Raw genomic sequence first — 19,746 nt, 5'->3', positions numbered from 1 at the left:
TTTTCCAATTACTACAAAGGGTTGTGACAAAATTGTTGTCACAACCCTTTTTTTGAATAAACAGCTTTTTCACAACCTCCCAATCAACGGTGTTCCTGAAGTAACTTCTTCGGAAATAAGCCGAAATGTCACAAAAATTTGAGAAGCAATTTTCGTACATTCCTTCTTATTTCTTGAAGCTGACCACTTCTGTCACAACCTCTTGTCTATTTATAATTCTGGAATATGATTTTCCCCCTCGAGCCACAGCTCTTGCGGTGTATATTTGTCTTTTCCATTTATGAATACTGTTCCATCTGCTTCAATCGTTACTTCAGTCCCAATCCACATGTTAGTAGACAGAGCGAGAAGATTTTTTCTTTTTCCTCTTCCTTTTTTCCAAATTGCAAGGCATCGGTTATCTCTTCTGTCCAATGAGATTTCACGTATTTTACTTCCCCGTTTTCAAATATAACTTTCAAAATATTCGCTATATTTTCTACTTTTACTGCTTTAGGAAACGACTCCTCCATTTTTTTCACTTTCCTTCCATTAGCATTTAGTATGCGCTTTCTTATTGTTGTAAGTATATCATAGTTTATTCTATTATCAAAAAACGTATTCATTCCATTAAGGAATATTTTATCAAACAAGTTGAATTGTTTTCCTCCTTTGCACCTTTTACTATAGATAGGTAAAGACAACTAAGGAGGAATTTCTCATGACAGATCAACCATATGATTTAAGAAAAGTCATCGAAGAACTAAAAACACTTCCAGGTCAATATCACGAAACAGATATTGAAATCGATCCTGAAGCAGAATTATCTGGTGTTTACCGTTATATCGGAGCTGGCGGTACAGTAAAACGTCCGACTCAAGAAGGACCAGCTATGACTTTCAACAATATCAAAGGTTTCCCCGGCACACGTGTGAACATCGGGACAATGGCTAGTCGTAAACGTGTAGGCGAAATTTTGCACCATGATTATCGAACACTTGGCCGTTTCTTGAAAGACGCTGTAGAAAATCCAATCGAACCTGTGAAAGTAGACAAAGCAGACGCTCCAGCACAAGAAGTCGTTCATCTATCTACCGATGCAGACTTCGATATTCGCAACATTTTGCCTGCACCTAAAAACACTCCTGAAGATGCAGGTCCATACATCACAATGGGTGTAGTCTTAGGATCAGATCCAGAAAAAACAATGAGCGATGTAACGATACATCGTATGGTCCTAGAAGACAAAGATACGATCGGTATGTACATCATGCCTGGTGGGCGCCACATTGGTCACTTCCAAAAACAATTTGAAGCATTGAATAAACCAATGCCTATCACTATCAATATTGGTTTAGATCCAGCAATTGCCATTGGTACGACTTTCGAACCACCTACCACTCCACTTGGCTACAACGAACTATGGTGTGCAGGAGCTTTGCGTAACGAACCTATTCAAATCGTTGATGGTGTAGCAGTCGATGAAGTGGGTGTTGCTCGTGCTGAATTCATTATTGAAGCAGAAATCATGCCAAATGAAACAATGCAAGAAGATATCAACACGAACTCAGGGAAAGCAATGCCAGAATTTCCTGGCTATACTGGGGATGCTAATCCAGCTGTGCAAGTAGTGAAAGTCAAAGCAGTTACTCACCGAAAAGACAATCCAATCATGCAAACAACGATTGGTCCCAGTGAAGAACATGTATCTATGGCCGGTATTCCTACAGAAGCAAGTATTCTTGCCTTGGTTGATAAAGCTATTCCAGGAAAAGTAGTAAATGTCTACAATCCTCCTGCAGGTGGCGGTAAATTGATGACCATCATGCAGATCCGTAAAGAAAACGAAGCGGATGAAGGTATTCAACGCCAAGCAGCTATTCTTGCTTTATCAGCCTTCAAAGAATTGAAGACAGTCATTTTAGTCGATGAAGATGTTGATATTTTCGACATGAACGATGTAGTTTGGACTTTCAACACTCGTTTCCAAGGAGATAAAGACGTCATTGTGATCCCAGGAATGAGAAACCATCCATTGGACCCATCAGAATTACCAGAATATAATCCTGGCTCTATTCGTTTCCGTGGGATGAGTGCAAAAACTATCTTTGACGGTACAGTTCCTTTCGATATGAAAGAACATTTTGTACGTGCAAAATTCCAAGAAGTAGAAGATTGGGAAAAATATTTGAAATAATGAATGATCTGCAACTGTTTTGACATCATAAAAAGGAGTGCGGAAAATGGAACAATTGGCACAACGGAAGAAAAAAATCGTGATTGGTGTAAGTGGCGCTTCAGGCACCATTTATGCCATCAACCTAGTGAAGAAACTAAAAGAATATCCGATGGTAGAAACACACGGAATCATCAGTCCATGGGCAAAACAGAACTTAAAGCTGGAATCTGACTTATCACTAACTGAATTCGAAAGCCTGTTTGATTACCATTATTCAAACAAAGATTTAGGTGCTGCTGTCGCCAGCGGATCATTTTTGACTGATGGAATGATCATCGTACCGGCAAGTATGAAAACAGTCGCAGGTATCTCTGTTGGTTTAGGCGACAACCTGATTGCACGTGCTGCTGATGTAACAATGAAGGAGCAGCGAAAGTTAGTCATTGTTCCTCGTGAAACGCCATTAAATGCCATTCACTTGGAAAACTTGACTAAATTAGCACGACTAGGTGTGCAAATCATACCACCGATCCCCGCTTTTTATAATCAGCCTCAAACGATCCAAGATCTTGTTGATCACCATACAATGAAACTTATGGATCAATTTGGGATTGTAAATGAGCATTCAAAACGTTGGCAAGGTGATTAATATGGAAAAAGAAACGATAGTTGAAGTAACAAAACTAGGTTTCACGATCCAAGCTGCTGTTAAAGTAATTGGTAAAGACTTATTGATTACTTTAACAGGCGGAGATACACCACATATCGGAACAGTCACTACATTTTCTCGTGATACAGAGATCCAAACTGTACGTTTCCCTAGCCACGATGGTCGGTTCCATAAAGACGATGTCTTAGCCGGAAAAATAGCTGTGATCATCAAAAATGCCGTTCCGGGAAGCTGTACGATCACTTCCGGTATCCATGTTGACCATATCTCCAATGCACAAATCAACGCCTCTTTTCCGATGTCAGAAGAGTTAGGTTACAAGATTTTAGATTGGTTAGAAAAAACAGAGTTCCATATCAAAGAACCAATTTATTATAAAGATGGTGAAAAACCATCATGAAAGAAGAGGTTGTGAAATCAGCGTTATGAGCGAATACCGAGGGTCAGCTGATTGAACACCGTTTATCAAGAGGTTGTGACAAAGCCGCTTCGTTTCGAGTAGTAAGAAAAATTTTGTAAACATGGGTTTCCACATTTTTGCATAAATTTGACTTACTACCGAGAAACTGGCTTTTGAACACCGTTTACCAAGAGGTTGTGACACATCTTTTGTCATAACCTTTTGTTTTTATTTTTGCTTCACTGTAACTGCTACGATATCACCAATATCTTTACCAATGTTTTTACGAATATCTTTTCGTAGTCCAAGGATATAGCAGACCGAACCATCTAAATTTTTCACGCCCATATTCACGATACTGCCTTCGTACGGCACATTGTCAAAAGTTGCTTTGACTTTCACTCTTCCAGCACCGAATTCTTCTCTTATATCATATGGAAAAACAATATATGCGCCACCCTTGCCGACTTCGGAAGCATAGATTTTTGATTCAAAAGAATAAGTTTTCCTCATTTTATTTCTCCTGTTTTTTACATCTAGTATAGCATAGCAAAAAAAGAAGGAACTGTGACAAAAGTCTTGTCGCAGTTCCTTTTTTCGAATAAACGGTGTTCTCCTGCCAACTCCTCGGTCACAAGTCACAATATTCAACAAATATGAGAAGCTGTTTTTTGAAATTGCTTCTTGTGACTCAGAGTGAAACGGCAGGCTCACAACTTCTTCCTTAAACGGTGTTCAAAATATTATTCGCCTTTTGCTTCTTTCACTAATTTCGCGAATGCTTGTTGTTGGAATTCAGCAGCTAAGGCTTTCGTACGTTGTTCTTGCTCTGCTTTGCTCATTTGCGGATTTTCAGTCATTGCTTTTACCATACCGTCTTGCACATAAGCTTTTGCTTCACTTTCCATCGTACTTTGCTCTTTCTTCACTAATTCAGCTAACTTGGCTGCTTGGTCCGTACTTAATTCTACCCATGTCTCTGGGATTTTGAATGTATTCACTCGGCTGTCATATTCGTGATTGTTATCAGCAATATTGAACCAGAATTTATACATATCGTTTTTGTATTCCCAATAAGTAGTTTTCGTCACTTTTTCAGCATCGCCGTCTGTCTTTTCTACTTTATTTGTTTCGTTATCCGTACCAGTTGCTTTTGGTTTCTCTTGTTTTTCATTCGTTCGGTAAAGATACACTTTTTCTTTTCCATTCCCTAAAGCTTTATACAAAAGCATATCTGCTCCTTGGGAATCAGCACTGGAAACAATTTTTTCTGTTTTCGTTTCCGTTACTTTTTCCATTCCAAAGTGATTGGACAAATTAGCGACGATCAAACTTAGTGAAGCGACGAAGATTAGTCCGAAAATCAAAGATAAAAAGGTTTGCCATGTTTTTTTAGCGAACACGTTCGTTAAAGCAAAAGCAAGCAAGCTGACAATCAAAACTCCAATAATCATGCATTATCCCCCGCTTTCGTTAGAACAGGTTCTTTTTTCTTCAATAAAAAGGCAATAATAAAGCCAAGGATCCCAAAGATGATTGCTACGATAAACGCGGCATGGTAACCTGACAGTGTGGCATTGATTGCCTGATCTTTATAAGCTAATGGTGTATTGTCCAATACAGATTTGCTTGGGATATTTGCTTTTGTCACATTCGTCAACACACTGATCAAAATAGCTGTACCGATCGAGCTTGCAATTTGACGGAATGTATTATTTACCGCTGTCCCGTGACTGATCAAGTTATTTGGCAATGCATTCATACCAGAAGTGGTTACCGGCATCATGACCATGGAGATCCCAAACATACGGATCGCATAAAGGATCACGATATATAAAACTGGAGTCGTTTTTGTCAAGAAAGCAAATGGTGCAGTTGCGGCTGTTAAAATGAACATCCCTGTAATGGCTAAACGTTTCGCGCCGTATTTATCGAAAATCGCACCCGTAATAGGCATCATAGCCCCCATAATCAAAGCACCTGGCAACAACATCAAGCCAGAATGGAATGCTGATTCTCCGCGAATGTTTTGGATATACAATGGCACGACCATTTCTGCCCCTACCATCGCCATATTCGTTACACCGGCTAAAACAGCTGCAATCGTAAATGTAGATGATTTGAATACACGGAGCTCCAAGAATGGATGTTCCAAATGTAATTGACGCCATGAGAACAAGGCGATGAAAATCACACCAACGACTAAGAAACCAATTACTTTCAAGCTTCCCCAGCCATCATCACCTACACTAGAAAATCCGTAAAGCAAACTACCGAATCCAATCGTTGACAAAATAGCTGATAAAATATCAATGCTAGGATTTGACAATGGAATAACACTTTTCATTAGGAAGAATGCTAAAACCAAGACAAGAACAACGATTGGCAGTACCATACCAAACAAGTCACGCCAATGATAGTTATCAATGATGTAACCAGATAATGTAGGACCTAAAGCAGGAGCAAGCCCAATAACGATTCCTGACATCCCCATTGCTGATCCTCTTTTTTCTGGTGGGAAAATAGACAACATGATATTTTGCAATAATGGCATCGATACTCCCACACCGCAAGCTTGGATCAAGCGACCGATTAGTAATGTACTAAAATTAGGTGCTGTAAAACAAGTAATCGTTCCGATCAAAAAGATCGTCATGGCAGAAAGATATAAATTTCTTGAACTGAATTTATTGATCAGCCATGCTGTTATTGGGATCATGATCCCGTTGACTAGCAAGAAACCAGTCGTTAACCATTGCACATCAGACGCTGAAATATCGAAAGCTTTCATCAATGTAGGAAAAGCTGTCGTCAATAAGGTCTGATTCAAAACGGTACAAAATGTACCAATTAATAAGACAACAACTAAAAGTGTCCGATTATATGGTTTTCCGTAAATATCTACGGGTTGGTTGTTACTCATATTTCTCCTTCTTTCTGAATTTTTTCTGAAACTACTAGAATACTTTAGTCCTAAATCTACCATTTGTCAACCTACTTGACACATTAGTTAATACAGCTATAATTAAGGAAAGTAAGAGGACAAAAGGAGTGACAAAAATGGTTGGGGCTTCCCTTAAACGTTTGTTGGAAAACGATCAATTGGTTGTTGGCATCAGTGAATTAAGTGATATCGTCGGTGTGTCTCCACGTCAATTAAGGTATTGGGAACAAAAGGGATTCATTCGTTCGATCGAAGCTGATGCGAATTGTCCTAGAAAATATCGTTTGCCTACAGTTATAAAAGTAGAACTGATCAAAAAATACTTAGATGACGGATTTACCTTATCTAAAGCTGCAGAAAAGGCAGAAATCCGACAAAAGAAAATGCATCATGTCCGCAAAGTTTTTTCAAAAGCAATCAAAGATATCGAATTGATCGACGAACGCTATACGATTTTACAAATTGGTAACTTCAAAGAAGAGAATGCTAAGATGTACATCATTCATGACAACGAGACAGACGAATTGTCTTACAAACTCCTTCCTGTCGATGAAAAAGCTGACTACGATCAGCTGTTAAAAGAATTCTAAGCCCCGCTAATCTCCTAAACATCAGACTTTTTAAAAAGTAGATGATACATATAACACTTAGAAAAAGCCTGTTTGAACATAAGAATATCCGAACGGTGATCTGTATTTCTTTCACATAGAAAGGAAGCATCCATCACTGTTCGGATATTTTTTAGTTTATTTTTTTCGGTTGTTTTCTTCTTCCAATACATCCGTCAGCCAACTTGCATATTCTGTTTCCCGATTGATCGCATGCGCTAAAATCAAGTAATGTCCGTAATTTTCATGTTTTTCTTTTTCTGTAGGAAAGATTGTTTTTTTCCGCTCTAATAGATGAAGTCGTTTTTCTTCATGAAGATCACGCTGCTGCTGGATGATTTCTACTAATGCCGGATCATTCACGTCTTTGACGAAATACAATTTTAAAACGAATTCGTCTCGATTAGCCGGCAGTTCATTGGTCGGTGTATGAATCCACTCTGCTAATTGTTCCTTCCCTTCTTCTGTTAATTCATAAACTTTTTTTTCCAATTTTTCGCCTGTGATCTCTACTTGATGCTGAATGATTCCTTGCTCTTCCATTTTTGCCAGCTCAGGATAAATCTGACTATGTTTTGCTTGCCAAAATTCTCCTATTTCATTTTTGAATGATTGATTCAATTCATATCCTGTCATCTGCTTCTTACTCAATAACCCTAATAAAATATAGCGAAGTGTATTTTTTCTTGCCATCAGTTTTTCCTCCTTGACAAATCTTTAAATCCATTCTATCATAAACGAGTAATCAAAAACATGTAGTTTATTACATGTTTTAATTTATAAGGAGATGCTTAATCATGAAAGAATTTAAAGAATTGGAAGATTTTATTGGAACTCACTTTATTTATACGTATGACAACGGTTGGGAATATGAATGGTATGCAAAAAATGACCATACTGTCGATTACCGTATCCACGGCGGAATGGTCAAAGGTCGTTGGGTAAAAGACCAAGAAGCTGATATCGTTAAATTGACAGATGGCGTATTCAAAATTACTTGGACAGAACCAACAGGGACAGACGTTGCATTAGACTTTATGCCAAATGAAAAGAAACTTCACGGAATGATCTTTTTCCCTAAATGGGTTGAAGAACATCCAGAAATCACTGTTACTTTCCAAAATGAACATATCGCAGAAATGGAAGCAGCTCGTGAAAAATATGAAACTTATCCAAAATTACTTGTTCCTGAATTTGCTACGATCACTTATATGGGTGATGCAGGTATAGACAATGAAGATGTTATTAGTGAAGCACCATATGATGGAATGCCTGATGATATCCGTAGCGGAAAATACTTCGATGAAAATTATAAACGAGTAAAATAAGGTTGTGAAAACTGCGTTATGCTTTGAGTAATAAGAACGCTAGTCAGAAAATAGCTTTTCATATTTTCTAGGCTAGTGGGCTTATTACCGCAGATGCAAGCTTTTGAACACCGTTTAGTGGAGAGGTTGTGAAAAAGCTGTTCTGCATCAAGTAATAAGAACAGCCAAATAAAAATAGCTACTCATATTTTTTGTTTGGTTGGGCTTATTACCGCAGATGCAAGCTTTTGAACACCGTTTATCAAAGGTCGTAACATCTGCATCTTCACACAGTTAAAATAGTGACTTCAAAATGAAATAATGCTCCCAGCAAAAATTAGGCTGGGAGCATTATTTCGTTACTCTGTTCATCAAAAATCATTGGTTTGATTCCACTGCATCACAAGCTCCTCCTCGTTTACTGCTTCATCTTTTTGCAGTATTTGAATGGTAAAGCCTTGTGAAAGATAGAAATGAATAGCTGATTGATTTTTTTGATAGACTGTCAAAGTCAGTGTTTTATTGGTTTCTTTTATTTTTTTCATTAGTTGCGTACCGATTTTTTGTTGCCGGTATTCCCTCTTTACAAAAATCCCTGCGATGAACTGATCGATCACCCCAGCAAAACCGATGATTTCCTGATCTATTTCTGCTAAATAAATCACTGCCTCTGGCAAAGCTTTCTTAACAGATTCTATTTGACTCTCCCAATAAGTTGGTGAGATGAATCCATGAGAATCCAAATTAGCATGCAGCCAAATCGATAGAACAGTTTCCAGTTCTTCAGCAGACAATTCTGTTGTTGTACGAATCATTTTTTCTCTCCTTACTTAGTCATTGAGTTTAAACCAAAAACCATTTTTTTGAAGTTCTTTCACTAGTTTTCGCCCCTCAAAAAAGTACATCTTTTCTTGTTTTAATTTTCTGATACCAAAAGATGCAGCGACTTTAGGATCATCAACTGATACGATTCGATAAGTCCCACCAGGTAATTGATCCAGCTTGACTTTCCCATAATGATCGCTTTGCACTGAAAACGGCACACCGTTTCTAGTAAGTGTTTTTTTCTTATGTTTCAAAATAAATGAGCCACCATTTACTGGATTTCCTGCTGAATCACTTATAATAAATGAAAAATCAAGCACTTTTTTACTTAACCGATACTGATAAATCAGTCGTCCAATAAACAGTAACAGTATGATTACAGCTATTATCGTTCCTGCAAGAATAAGCAACTGTCGCAAAGTTCTTTCCTGATTTCCTTTTTCTTCTGCTTTTTTTACCGATTCACTATAAGGAATCCGATGTCCCGTCACTAGCAAACGATGCGTGTTGATCATATACGGTGTACATGTAAGCAAGGTAACTAAGTCTTTTCCTTCTTCAATCGTTAGAACAGACGTGTCATCTGGCAGTACCACTTGTATATTTTCAACTTGATAAGCCAATTTCTCCCCCAAAACAGTCAAAATAAACGTATCTCCGTGTTCTAAACGATCTAACTCGGTAAATAATCGTCGATTGGGTAACCCGCTGTGAGCAGAAATCACTGAATGCGTCGAATTTCCACCAAGTGGGAAAGAAGTTCCTTGCAAGACGCCTGCTCCATTCTCAAGAATCATGCCGTTAAGCCGGTCATAAAGTGAAATATTTATTTGGATTTTAGGTATATTGACACTTCCGATCAGCCATTCCTCTAATTGGCTGGATGTCGTGCTTTCATTTCTGTTCTGTTCATCGAAAGGATCAGCCCCGGGATTGAATCCTTGGTCAGTTAATCGTTGGTTTTGCTCCTCCATTTTCTTTCGCTGCGCTTCATTTTCGGCTGCGGTTCGTTTTTGTACTTGTTCCATTCGTTTTTGATCCATAAGACTATTTAAAGAATCCACATAAAATGGATACAAAGCGATTAGTAACCCTACGACGATACATATCAATAAAAATAAACGAAACAAAAGCCGACGAGACTGTTTTTGTTTTCTCTGCTTCACATGTGTCCTCCCTTGCAAGTTTTTTTGTTCTTTCTTTTATTATATGGGTTCAGGAAAAAAATAGAAAATGAAAGCCGATGAGGTTGTGACAGAAGTGGTTAGCTTCAAGAAATAAGAAGAAATTTCCGAAGAAGATACTTCTGGAACACCGTGAATCAGAGGTTGTGAAAAAGCTGTCCTGCATCAAGTCATAAGAACAGCCAAATAAAAATAGCTCCTCCTATTTTTCGTTTGGTTGGGCTTATTACCGCAGATGCAAGCTTTTGAACACCGTTTACCGAGAGGTCATGAAAAAAACTACTTTGTTTCGAGTATTAAGAAAAATTTTGACTCAAAACAAGGGAGGCGACATGGCTTTGTCACATCCTCTCTCCTTAGAAATTTCACTTATGTTTTTATTGTAAAATTCATAAATATTTTCATAAATTTTCTAATTTCTTGCCTCCCTACCGCATAGGATATATGATGAATTTATCTAAAGTTTGCAAAGGAGTTCGACAATTGAAAAAATATGGCCCGTTTTTAGCAATTTTTTTCATTGCTTTGGCATTTCTCATGCCTCATTTATTCACACATAAACTAATTTTGGGTGCTGATGCCCCCTTCCATTACAATCGGTTCTACGATGCTGCGCAACAAATCAAACATGGGGATTTCCATTATTTTCCTTCCCTTTATGGATTCCAGCAAAGCGGTAGGATCGTTAATGCCGTTTACGGCCCATTTTTTGCTTATTTACAAGGATTGATCGTGTTGCTTGCAGGTAGTTGGTTTCACTATCAGATTCTTTCAAATTTTATTCTTTATCTTATTTCAGGATTTTCTATGCTGATTTTACTGAGATATGTCAATGTTCGGAACTGGGTAAGTGTACCAGTAGCCGTTTTATTCATGAGTACGTATTCTATTCAATATTGGTCTATCAATCAAGGATTCACTAGTTGGGGAACTTGTTTCTACCCTTTATGCATGATCCCTATTGCTGATTTCGTCCTTCATAAAAAGTTTCCTGTGATCAAAGTTGCGATATCAGTTGGACTTATGACGCAGATTCATCTACTGTCTTCGATCATGTTAGCTTTGATGTATATTCCTTTTTATCTTTATTACTTTTTTAACCAGACTGAAAAAGGAAAAGCACTGCTTCAACTGATCAAGTCGGTCTTGCTTTATTTTGTTCTGACAGCAAATATTTGGGCAGGACTGGCTATTGTTTACAGCGGGAATAAGATTCTTCCTCCCTTTGTTAACAGAGAAATGAGTCAAAAGGCGATCGACCTAGATGGCAGTTATTGGCTTCATTACCCTAAAGCCTTTCCGATATTGATATTATCAGGTTTTTTGCTTTTTATTTTCTTTCAACAAAAGAACACCTTGTTCCAAAAAATCGTGTTGTATACAAGTCTTGTTTTCTTTTTTCTTTCTACTAGCTTGATTCCCTGGACGACATTGATCGAAAAAAATGTGCCTTTTATTAGCTTAATTCAGTTTCCATTTCGATTTTTCGTCCCATTTACGCTATTGCTTCTGCTTTACCTTGCCCTTTCACTAAATCAATGGTCTGAGCAAAAATGGTTCCGTCTTTTAGGTATATTGGGTATTCTTATTTTTTCTGCACAGACGATCCAAAACTTATACCAGCATCTAGAAAAGTGGGAGAATGAAACATTTGTCAGTCGACATACTTATCTCTTCGATACACCGGAAGAAGCAAGGAAAACATTCTTCAGTAAAGATATGTCTACCAGCTTATTCGTTTTTCAAAAAACCACCCCTGACTATCTCCCAATCTATAAGGAGACAAAAGACAACAAATATGACCGATATAACGAAGAAATATTAGAAAACGAAACAACTTTCATAAAAACACATCCAGGCGGTCTTTTGACAATCAAGTGGAAAAATACTGGGGACAAAACGGTTCATATCCCTGTTATCGTTTATGATCGGACTGTACTACAGCAAAATGGAAAAACATTGACTGATTATGAATTAACGGATATCGGGACCCCGATTGTGAATCAGCAAAAAGGGATCAACGAGCTCACGCTTCATTATCGAACGCCGATCTATTTCTATTTCATTCTTTCTCTTACTTTGATTGGTTGGTTTACCTTGCTGTGCTTATTTATTTATCATAGATACAAGCATCTACATGCTTAGTCAAAACGGATGATACATCCAATCAAAAAAACTCTCCGAACGGTAGGATCGATCGGAGAGTTTTATTTTGTTTAGTTTTTTTGTGTCATATTTTTGTTCGTTCATCGTACAGCTATTTCGATTTCAACCCCATAGTGATCACTGATGATTGGACTATCGATCCCGTCAAAAATCCGTTGATATTTTTTTACTTGTACTCCTTCAGGGACAAAAATGAAATCTATACGCAATTTTTCTGTATTTTGTTCCCAACCATCAATCTTCTTTTCCACAGTAGCAGCCTTGCCTTTTTCATTCGCGATAACATACGAATCTCGAAGAAGAAGACCGCTTTCCTTTACTATATGATAACCTTCAGAATTTGCTGGATTATTGAAATCACCTAGGAAAAAAAGTGGTGCGTGAGTTTCAAAAAAGTAGTTTTCCAAGTTTTTCCACTCAAAATAAAAGCCGCTTTTTTTATCTGTCCACCAAGAAAAGTGGCAGCTAGAGACAAAAATATCTTGATCATCCATTTTTGTTTTTCCAATCAAGATCTTGCGCGTCCGGTAATCTTCTTTCTTTTGAGATTCGGAGACGGTGAGGACCTGACTTTCCAATGGTCTTTTCGCAAGCAACGCATTTCCTTCTTCATATTTATCATAACCGATGTGGCTCATTTCCCAACTCCAAAAATACTCTTTTCCTTGTTCTTTTAAAAGCTGGACTAAACAGTAGGCAAAATTATCTTTGCGGATAGGAACTTGATTCTCTACTGGACAGAACTTCATTAGTTTTGCAGGGTCTGCTTCTTCAGATTCTAGTAATTGGTTGATTTCTTGTAAAGCGATCACTTCATAATCTTCTAACAGGATCTTCTCTGCTAATTCCTGTAATTTTTTCTCTGGTTCTGGCTCAAGCCAGCTATGTGTGTTCAATGTCATGAATTTCATGGTTCTTCTCCTTCTCTTCATTTCGAAACAAAAGGGGTTGTGACAAAATTTTGTCACAACCTCTCGATAAACGGTGTTCAATCAGCTGACCTTCGGTATTAGCTCAAAAACGGCAAAATATGAGAAGCTATTTTGCCGTTTTGTCTCTCTAATACTCAGGTCAGGACACTGATTTCACAACCTCCCCTTATATTTTAATGGAGCCGATCACTTTACCAGCTGCCACTGTCCCTAATTGCTTGATCACTACTTCTTCCACTTTATCATTCGTAAATACGATCATGATCGTTGGATCTTTTTCTTCGTTTTGGATCACCTCAAGATTCATCTCAGCTAATTTCGTTCCTGTTCCTACTTTTTGTCCTTCTTTGACAGCAATCTCAAAAGCTGACTGATTCATTTGGACTGTATCAATCCCCATATGGATCAAAACTTCGACGCCATCTTTCGTTTCTAGCCCAATTGCATGTTTGCTAGGGAAAATACTTGTCACTTTTCCAGCGATCGGCGCAACAACTTCTCTTGACGTTGGAATAACAGCAAAGCCATCACCCATCATTTTTTGTGAGAATACTGGATCTTTTACTTCAGCTAAAGGAATCACTTCCCCAGAAGCTGCGGAAACTAGTTCTTGTTCTATACCTAAGTAATGCTTACTATCTGCTTGTCCATTTCCTGTAGAAACCATTTGCGGCTCTGGAATCTCTGCTCCTGATTGCAACAAATCTTCGATATCTGATTTCAAGACATCTGCTTTTGGTCCATAAACTGCTTGGACTCCATTGTCTTTGACGATTAGCCCCATTGCTCCTGCTCGTTTCCAGGCTTCTTCAGTCCCAACTTTTTCCCGATCGTTTACACTTACACGTAAACGAGTCATACAGGCATCGACATCTTTGATATTTTCTTTTCCGCCCAACAAATGAATGATCTGGACCACTTGCTGATCTGCTGTTCCTGTTCCACTGTTAGATACAGTGGTTTCTTCACTGTCATTGTCATAATTTCCGTTACGCCCAGGTGTAGCAAAGTTGAATTTTTTGATCAAGAAATTTGCTAAGAAATACGTAACAACACCAAAAACGATCACACATAACACGAAGTTGATAAGATCTGCACCTAGACCCGCTTTGATAGCTAATGGTGTCCGCGTCAGCAATTCGATATTTCCAAATGAATGGACCCGCAATGGTAAAATGTCTGCCATCGCAAATGCAGCTCCCTGAATGACTGAATAAATGGCATATAATGGTACAGCCGCAAACATGAACATGAACTCCAATGGTTCTGTTACACCTGTTAGAAAGACAGCTAACGCTGCTGAAAAATACATTGATTTATATCTTGCTTTCTTATCAGGATCGACATTACGGTACATCGCAAATGCCATCCCCATCAAAATACCCGAAGAACCAATCATTTGTCCTACTTTGAAACGAGCCGGTGTCCAGTTATGCAACACAAATTCATATTGTGACATATCCCCTGCACCTCTAAGATTCACTAAATCAGTGGCCCAAGCTAACCATAACGGATCTTGTCCAAAAACTTGTGTTCCTGCCTGTGCACCTGATAAAATCTCGTACGATCCGCCAAGCTGTGTATAGTTGATAGGAATCGTCAGCATATGATGCAATCCGAACGGTAATAGCAAACGTTCCAATGTACCAAATAAAAACGGTGCTAGAATCGGTGCGCTTTCCTGTGATTCTGCAATCCATAAACCAAAATTATTGATTCCGGCCTGTACGTTTGGCCACACAACAGCAAGAATCAATGCCACGATCGTTGACCATAAGATAACGACAAACGGAACAAAGCGCTTTCCATTGAAGAAAGACAAAGCATCCGGTAATTTTCTATAATTATAGTACTTATTATAAGCCATTGCCCCGACAAAACCAGCGATGATCCCTACAAATACACCCATATTCAAAGCTGGTGCTTCCAACACACTTGTAAAGAACCCTTTTACCATGATTTTCGTACCGAAAAGAGTGTGAGTAAACGCATCTTCATTCGCAAGCATGTCGCTTGTGACACCAAAGATGGCCCCAGTGATCCGATTGATCAAAATAAATGAGATCCCAGCAGCAAATGCCCCACCTGCTCGTTCTTTTGCCCAACTTCCTCCTATTGCTAAAGCAAATAAAATATGAAGATTACCAATAATTGCCCAACCAATATTTTCTATTACTCCGCCTGTTGTAACAAGCGGCGTCCACTCAGGATTGATCAAAGGAATTGATTTCCCTATACTGATCATCAATCCAGCTGCCGGCATCACTGCCACCACAACCATTAAAGCCTTTCCAAATTTTTGCCAAAACTCAAAACTAAATATCTTTTTCATTCCGTTTAGCTCCTTTACGCAATCGGTTTCGTTAAATGTATTATAGCGTGCGTTTTCTTTTTTGTAAATGCTTTATTTTTTATTCTTCTGTCTATACCATTCTTTAAAACCCATAATACATAAGTTCCCTTCTATAAATAGCTCGAAAAAAATTTATTTTTATGCTTTTTTCTATGAAATATTTCCTATTGTCTATTGACTTACGCAATCGGTTGCGCTTATTATGAACGTATAAAACAGCTCATTAGGAGGAGAACAATGAAACAGATCAAACGACTATTTGCTATTGATCCATGGAAAATCAGCACGACCCAATTAGATAAAAAAAATCTTCGACTGCAAGAATCTCTGACAAGTATTGGAAACGGTTATATGGGGATGCGTGGGAACTTTGAAGAAACTTACTCAGGGGACCACCATCAAGGTACTTATTTGGCCGGTGTCTGGTATCCTGATAAGACACGTGTCGGCTGGTGGAAAAACGGTTATCCAGAGTACTTTGGAAAAGTAATCAATGCCTTGAACTTTATCGCAATAGATATTTCGATCAACGATCAGCTGATCGACTTGGCTTCTTTGGAACCAGAAGATTTTTATTGGGAACTAGATATGAAAAATGGTGTGTTATCTCGTACGTTCACAATCACTACTTCTACTAATAAAGTACGTATCTCCTTTGAACGTTTTTTAAGCATTGTCAAAAAAGAAGCGGCTTACATCCATTTGACTATAGAAATGCTTGAAGGTAATGGAACAGTCGACCTCGTATCGAAATTGGATGGAAATGTCCAAAACGAAGACAGCAACTATGATGAACATTTTTGGAATGAGATCGATCGTGGAACCATAGAAGAAATCGGCTATTTGACAACTAAAACTATTCCAAACAACTTCGGGATCGAACAATTCACTGTTACTGCAACAATGCGTCATTTCGTTAACGGAAAAGCAGTCGTTCCTGACTATCACGAAGATACTTTAGCCTTACATGGTTGCCTGTCTGCTGAATTATCTCAAGGCGAGACATGGACAGTAGAGAAAGAAATCATCGTTCTTACTAGTCGAGATATCCCAGAAGCGCAGCAAGCAGAAAAAGCCGTCTCAGAATTAGCAAATCAGACAAACAATTATATCCAAGCAAAAGAAGAACAAACAGCGGCTTGGGCAGAACGATGGAAGCTTGCCGATGTAGTCATCGAAGGAGACGAAGAAGCACAGCAAGGTATTCGGTTCAATTTGTTCCAACTATTCTCTACTTACTACGGCGAAGATGAACGATTGAATATTGGACCCAAAGGATTCACAGGAGAAAAATACGGCGGTGCCACTTACTGGGATACAGAAGCGTATGCAGTCCCTCTTTATCTCGCTTTAGCCAAACCCGAAGTAACTAAAAATCTTCTGAAATACCGCCATAACCAGCTGCCGCAAGCGATCCACAACGCTCAGCAGCAAGGATTAAAAGGCGCGCTTTATCCTATGGTCACCTTCACTGGCGTCGAATGTCATAACGAGTGGGAAATCACTTTCGAGGAGATTCACCGAAATGGTGCAATCGCCTATGCAATCTACAATTACACGAATTACACCGGTGATACGGAATATTTGAAAAATGAAGGTCTGGAAGTTTTAGCAGAAATCGCCCGCTTCTGGGCAGACCGTGTCCATTTTTCAAAACGAGCAAATAAATACATGATCCACGGAGTGACTGGACCAAACGAATATGAAAACAACATCAATAACAATTGGTATACAAATACGATCGCAGCTTGGGTCTTGCGTTACACGCGAGAAAATTATTTAACTTATCAAGAAGAAGCTGCTATCACTATCAGCGAAGAAGAACTAGCCAAATGGAAAGACATCGCAGAGAACATGTACTTCCCAGTGGACGAAGAATTAGGTATTTTTGTCCAGCATGACACATTCTTAGATAAAGATCTCATGCCTGTATCCGATATTCCCACAAGCGATCTTCCTCTGAACCAACATTGGTCTTGGGACAAAATCCTTAGATCTTGCTTCATCAAGCAGGCAGATGTATTACAGGGGATTTATTTCTTCAACGATACTTTTACAAAAGAAGAAAAACAAAAAAACTTTGATTTCTATGAACCAATGACTGTCCATGAGTCTTCCCTTTCACCAAGTATCCATTCGATTTTAGCAGCAGAATTAGGAATGGAAAACAAAGCTGTAGAAATGTACCAACGAACAGCTCGCTTGGATTTGGATAATTACAATAACGACACAGAAGACGGCTTGCACATCACTTCCATGACTGGCAGCTGGTTGTCGATCGTCCAAGGATTTGCACAAATGAAAACCGCCCATGATCAATTGAAATTCGCACCATTTCTGCCAAAAACCTGGAATGCTTATTCTTTCCATATCAATTATCGCGGACGTTTATTATTCATCTCAGTTACAGATGAACAAGTTACTTTCGAGTTATTAGAAGGTATGCCTCTGGAACTTTTCGTCTATGAACAGTCTTACACTTTAGAGGATCGCCTAGAAATAACGCTAAGAAAGGAGGAAGCAAATGTTTAAAGGGGTATTGTTCGATTTAGACGGCGTCATTACCGATACTGCCGAATTCCATTATCGTGCTTGGCAAAAGCTTGGTCAGGAAATCGGCATTACGATCGACCGCACATTCAACGAACAGCTAAAAGGCGTCAGCCGAGAAGACTCTCTCTCTTTGCTTTTAGCTTATGGCGGAAAAGAACACTCTTTTTCAAAGGAAGAATTTGCAGAATTAGCAAAAAGAAAAAATGATTATTATTTAGAGATGATCCAGACGATCGAACCAAAAGATGTTTTCTCTGGGGTCGTCCCTTTACTAGATTCTTTAAAAGAAGAAAAAATCAAGATTGCTCTTGCTTCTGCAAGTAAAAATGGGCCTTTCCTACTTGAAAAAATGGGTCTCACACCTTACTTTGACGCTATTGCCGACCCGGCAGAAGCAGCAAGCGGAAAACCTGCGCCAGATATCTTCCTCCTTGCAGCAAAAGCTGTCGGACTAAAAGCAGAAGAATGTATCGGGATTGAGGACGCGCAAGCTGGTATCCAAGCCATCCTCTCAAGTGGTGCTCAACCAATTGGCGTGGGACGTGCTGAAGACCTTGGAGAGGAGATCCCGCTTGTCCCTGATACGACTTTTCTTACGATTGATTACTTAAAAGAAAAGTGGCATGACCATGGATAATCCAGAAATCTCCGTCGTACCAGTCCCAGAGACTGAAATAAAGAAAATCACGTTGAAGAACGACTATTTAGAAGTCGTTCTTCTCAACTATGGTGCCCGCCTGCATCAAATCTTCGCGCCAGACAAAGAAGGAAAATCAGAAAATATTTTATTGTCTTACGATCATTTCGAAGATGTTCTAACAGATAAAAACTTTTTTGGCGCAACTGTCGGACCTGTAGCTGGAAGGATCCGAGATGCTTCCTGGGGTGAGCATAGATTGGAGAAAAACTGCGGATCACACCATATCCACGGTGGCACGAAAGGCTGGTCTTTCCAATATTGGGAAGTAGAAGTTTTCAAAACTCCTTCATCAATAGGCGTGGTCTTTTACTTAAAAGATGAATTTTCTACCTATCCAGGACCAATCACTGCTACGATCACTTACCGTTTGACAAAAAACGAATTAGAGATGACGACCTCTGCCAGTAGCCTGGTCGAAACCATCTGCAATCCGACCAATCATGCCTACTTCAACCTTTCAGGAAATGGAAAAAGAGACATCTACGACCATCAGTTAACGGTCTTCTTAGATGGTATACTTGAATTAGATCAAGAAAAACTACCTACTGGAAATTGGACGAAAAAAGAAGACCTGCCCATCGACTTTAGAAAATCTCCAACACTGCAAGAAATCCTTGCTTGTTATCCAGCTGGACTAGATGATGTGTTTCTTTTGCATCATCCTAGGCTTTCCAGAACTTCCTTACAATTATTCGAGAAGCATTCTGGTCGTCAAATGACTATAGCAACTTCCAATAAAAGTATGGTATTATTTTCTACGACTGGATTTGAAGCTGATTTCTCTGTCAACGGAAAACAGATGCATTCAAACTACGGATTAGCAATCGAACCGCAAGAAATCCCTGATATCGTTCATTTCCCCAACTTTGGATCGATCAACCTCCATCCTGGTCAAGAACGGATCAGTCAGACGATTTATCGGTTCTCTGCACAATAACAAGAGAAA

At 38.8% G+C, this 19,746-nt stretch carries 17 protein-coding genes and 1 pseudogene; 9 read left to right on the top strand and 9 right to left on the bottom strand.

The window, feature by feature from the left end:
* Positions 1-210: 210 nt before the first annotated feature.
* Positions 211-521 (bottom strand): annotated as a pseudogene (locus IGJ53_RS02035) (hypothetical protein).
* Between the two features lie 179 nt (positions 522-700).
* On the opposite strand from IGJ53_RS02035, the gene IGJ53_RS02030 reads away from it, so the two are divergent.
* The 3 genes from IGJ53_RS02030 to IGJ53_RS02020 are packed head-to-tail and all read left to right on the top strand — an operon-like array spanning position 701 to position 3,228.
* Complete coding sequence (locus IGJ53_RS02030) at positions 701-2,176, top strand: UbiD family decarboxylase (protein WP_259742286.1); 1,476 nt, start codon at positions 701-703, stop codon at positions 2,174-2,176.
* A gap of 46 nt (positions 2,177-2,222) precedes the next feature.
* Positions 2,223-2,807: a UbiX family flavin prenyltransferase gene (locus tag IGJ53_RS02025; protein ID WP_010731908.1), complete on the top strand. Its 585-nt coding sequence runs from the start codon at positions 2,223-2,225 to the stop codon at positions 2,805-2,807.
* 1 nt (position 2,808) lies between these two features.
* Entirely contained in the window at positions 2,809-3,228 is a 420-nt protein-coding gene (locus IGJ53_RS02020; protein WP_042956878.1) for a hypothetical protein, read from the top strand.
* A gap of 228 nt (positions 3,229-3,456) precedes the next feature.
* Here IGJ53_RS02020 and IGJ53_RS02015 read toward each other — a convergent pair whose 3' ends face one another.
* From IGJ53_RS02015 to IGJ53_RS02005, 3 genes are all read right to left on the bottom strand, one after another.
* A complete protein-coding gene (locus IGJ53_RS02015; RefSeq protein WP_002373296.1) occupies positions 3,457-3,741 on the bottom strand; it encodes a DUF1905 domain-containing protein in 285 nt (94 codons plus the stop codon).
* Positions 3,742-3,971: 230 nt separating this feature from the next.
* Positions 3,972-4,682, bottom strand: coding sequence for a DUF4811 domain-containing protein (locus IGJ53_RS02010; RefSeq protein WP_010731906.1), 711 nt, complete (start codon positions 4,680-4,682; stop codon positions 3,972-3,974).
* On the bottom strand, positions 4,679-6,151 hold the full coding sequence (locus tag IGJ53_RS02005; RefSeq protein ID WP_010731905.1) for an MDR family MFS transporter: 1,473 nt from the start codon (positions 6,149-6,151) through the stop codon (positions 4,679-4,681). The genes IGJ53_RS02010 and IGJ53_RS02005 overlap by 4 nt, the downstream gene beginning before the upstream one ends.
* Before the next feature lie 137 nt (positions 6,152-6,288).
* On the opposite strand from IGJ53_RS02005, the gene IGJ53_RS02000 reads away from it, so the two are divergent.
* Positions 6,289-6,762, top strand: a complete 474-nt coding sequence (locus IGJ53_RS02000) for a MerR family transcriptional regulator (RefSeq protein ID WP_010731904.1) — start codon at positions 6,289-6,291, stop codon at positions 6,760-6,762.
* A 156-nt stretch (positions 6,763-6,918) separates the two neighbouring features.
* Here the strand turns inward: IGJ53_RS02000 and IGJ53_RS01995 are convergent, their stop codons facing one another.
* Positions 6,919-7,473, bottom strand: coding sequence for a PadR family transcriptional regulator (locus IGJ53_RS01995; protein WP_002373300.1), 555 nt, complete (start codon positions 7,471-7,473; stop codon positions 6,919-6,921).
* A gap of 104 nt (positions 7,474-7,577) precedes the next feature.
* Between IGJ53_RS01995 and IGJ53_RS01990 the strand changes: the two genes are divergently transcribed.
* On the top strand, positions 7,578-8,108 hold the full coding sequence (locus IGJ53_RS01990; RefSeq protein WP_002314051.1) for a phenolic acid decarboxylase: 531 nt from the start codon (positions 7,578-7,580) through the stop codon (positions 8,106-8,108).
* 350 nt (positions 8,109-8,458) lie between these two features.
* Here IGJ53_RS01990 and IGJ53_RS01985 read toward each other — a convergent pair whose 3' ends face one another.
* Both IGJ53_RS01985 and IGJ53_RS01980 read right to left on the bottom strand, forming a co-directional pair.
* The gene (locus tag IGJ53_RS01985) at positions 8,459-8,902 is read right to left on the bottom strand and encodes a GNAT family N-acetyltransferase (RefSeq protein ID WP_002373302.1); all 444 of its coding nucleotides are present in this window, start codon (positions 8,900-8,902) and stop codon (positions 8,459-8,461) included.
* A 15-nt stretch (positions 8,903-8,917) separates the two neighbouring features.
* Entirely contained in the window at positions 8,918-10,078 is a 1,161-nt protein-coding gene (locus IGJ53_RS01980; protein ID WP_010731903.1) for a class C sortase, read from the bottom strand.
* Positions 10,079-10,540: 462 nt separating this feature from the next.
* Between IGJ53_RS01980 and IGJ53_RS01975 the strand changes: the two genes are divergently transcribed.
* Positions 10,541-12,241 carry a hypothetical protein gene (locus tag IGJ53_RS01975; protein ID WP_080114400.1) on the top strand — a complete coding sequence of 567 codons (1,701 nt, stop codon included), beginning with the start codon at positions 10,541-10,543 and terminating at the stop codon, positions 12,239-12,241.
* Positions 12,242-12,342: 101 nt separating this feature from the next.
* Here IGJ53_RS01975 and IGJ53_RS01970 read toward each other — a convergent pair whose 3' ends face one another.
* Together IGJ53_RS01970 and IGJ53_RS01965 are read right to left on the bottom strand one after the other, a co-directional pair.
* Positions 12,343-13,173, bottom strand: coding sequence for an endonuclease/exonuclease/phosphatase family protein (locus tag IGJ53_RS01970; protein WP_010731901.1), 831 nt, complete (start codon positions 13,171-13,173; stop codon positions 12,343-12,345).
* A gap of 187 nt (positions 13,174-13,360) precedes the next feature.
* On the bottom strand, positions 13,361-15,526 hold the full coding sequence (locus IGJ53_RS01965; protein WP_010731900.1) for a PTS transporter subunit IIBC: 2,166 nt from the start codon (positions 15,524-15,526) through the stop codon (positions 13,361-13,363).
* A gap of 258 nt (positions 15,527-15,784) precedes the next feature.
* On the opposite strand from IGJ53_RS01965, the gene IGJ53_RS01960 reads away from it, so the two are divergent.
* From IGJ53_RS01960 to IGJ53_RS01950, 3 genes are read left to right on the top strand one after another with little or no spacing between them, the layout of a single operon-like run.
* Positions 15,785-18,079, top strand: a complete 2,295-nt coding sequence (locus tag IGJ53_RS01960) for a glycoside hydrolase family 65 protein (RefSeq protein ID WP_010731899.1) — start codon at positions 15,785-15,787, stop codon at positions 18,077-18,079.
* Positions 18,072-18,737, top strand: a complete 666-nt coding sequence (gene pgmB / locus IGJ53_RS01955; protein ID WP_010731898.1) for a beta-phosphoglucomutase — start codon at positions 18,072-18,074, stop codon at positions 18,735-18,737. The genes IGJ53_RS01960 and pgmB overlap by 8 nt, the downstream gene beginning before the upstream one ends.
* Positions 18,730-19,737 carry an aldose epimerase family protein gene (locus tag IGJ53_RS01950; RefSeq protein WP_010731897.1) on the top strand — a complete coding sequence of 336 codons (1,008 nt, stop codon included), beginning with the start codon at positions 18,730-18,732 and terminating at the stop codon, positions 19,735-19,737. The genes pgmB and IGJ53_RS01950 overlap by 8 nt, the downstream gene beginning before the upstream one ends.
* Positions 19,738-19,746 lie beyond the last annotated feature (9 nt).

The sequence above is a fragment of the Enterococcus sp. DIV1283b genome (assembly GCF_051710965.1).
GTDB classification, from domain to species: Bacteria; Bacillota; Bacilli; order Lactobacillales; family Enterococcaceae; genus Enterococcus_B; species Enterococcus_B lactis.
The sequence above is the reverse complement of the archived record's forward strand: the minus strand, read 5'-3'. Positions and strand labels throughout refer to the sequence as shown.

Coding starts and splice junctions, on each gene's coding strand:
- IGJ53_RS02030 (WP_259742286.1), top strand. CDS start 701: ATGACAGATCAACCATATGATTTAAGAAAAGTCATCGAAGAACTAAAA.
- IGJ53_RS02025 (WP_010731908.1), top strand. CDS start 2,223: ATGGAACAATTGGCACAACGGAAGAAAAAAATCGTGATTGGTGTAAGT.
- IGJ53_RS02020 (WP_042956878.1), top strand. CDS start 2,809: ATGGAAAAAGAAACGATAGTTGAAGTAACAAAACTAGGTTTCACGATC.
- IGJ53_RS02015 (WP_002373296.1), bottom strand. CDS start 3,741: ATGAGGAAAACTTATTCTTTTGAATCAAAAATCTATGCTTCCGAAGTC.
- IGJ53_RS02010 (WP_010731906.1), bottom strand. CDS start 4,682: ATGATTATTGGAGTTTTGATTGTCAGCTTGCTTGCTTTTGCTTTAACG.
- IGJ53_RS02005 (WP_010731905.1), bottom strand. CDS start 6,151: ATGAGTAACAACCAACCCGTAGATATTTACGGAAAACCATATAATCGG.
- IGJ53_RS02000 (WP_010731904.1), top strand. CDS start 6,289: ATGGTTGGGGCTTCCCTTAAACGTTTGTTGGAAAACGATCAATTGGTT.
- IGJ53_RS01995 (WP_002373300.1), bottom strand. CDS start 7,473: ATGGCAAGAAAAAATACACTTCGCTATATTTTATTAGGGTTATTGAGT.
- IGJ53_RS01990 (WP_002314051.1), top strand. CDS start 7,578: ATGAAAGAATTTAAAGAATTGGAAGATTTTATTGGAACTCACTTTATT.
- IGJ53_RS01985 (WP_002373302.1), bottom strand. CDS start 8,902: ATGATTCGTACAACAACAGAATTGTCTGCTGAAGAACTGGAAACTGTT.
- IGJ53_RS01975 (WP_080114400.1), top strand. CDS start 10,541: ATGATGAATTTATCTAAAGTTTGCAAAGGAGTTCGACAATTGAAAAAA.
- IGJ53_RS01970 (WP_010731901.1), bottom strand. CDS start 13,173: ATGAAATTCATGACATTGAACACACATAGCTGGCTTGAGCCAGAACCA.
- IGJ53_RS01965 (WP_010731900.1), bottom strand. CDS start 15,526: ATGAAAAAGATATTTAGTTTTGAGTTTTGGCAAAAATTTGGAAAGGCT.
- IGJ53_RS01960 (WP_010731899.1), top strand. CDS start 15,785: ATGAAACAGATCAAACGACTATTTGCTATTGATCCATGGAAAATCAGC.
- pgmB (WP_010731898.1), top strand. CDS start 18,072: ATGTTTAAAGGGGTATTGTTCGATTTAGACGGCGTCATTACCGATACT.
- IGJ53_RS01950 (WP_010731897.1), top strand. CDS start 18,730: ATGGATAATCCAGAAATCTCCGTCGTACCAGTCCCAGAGACTGAAATA.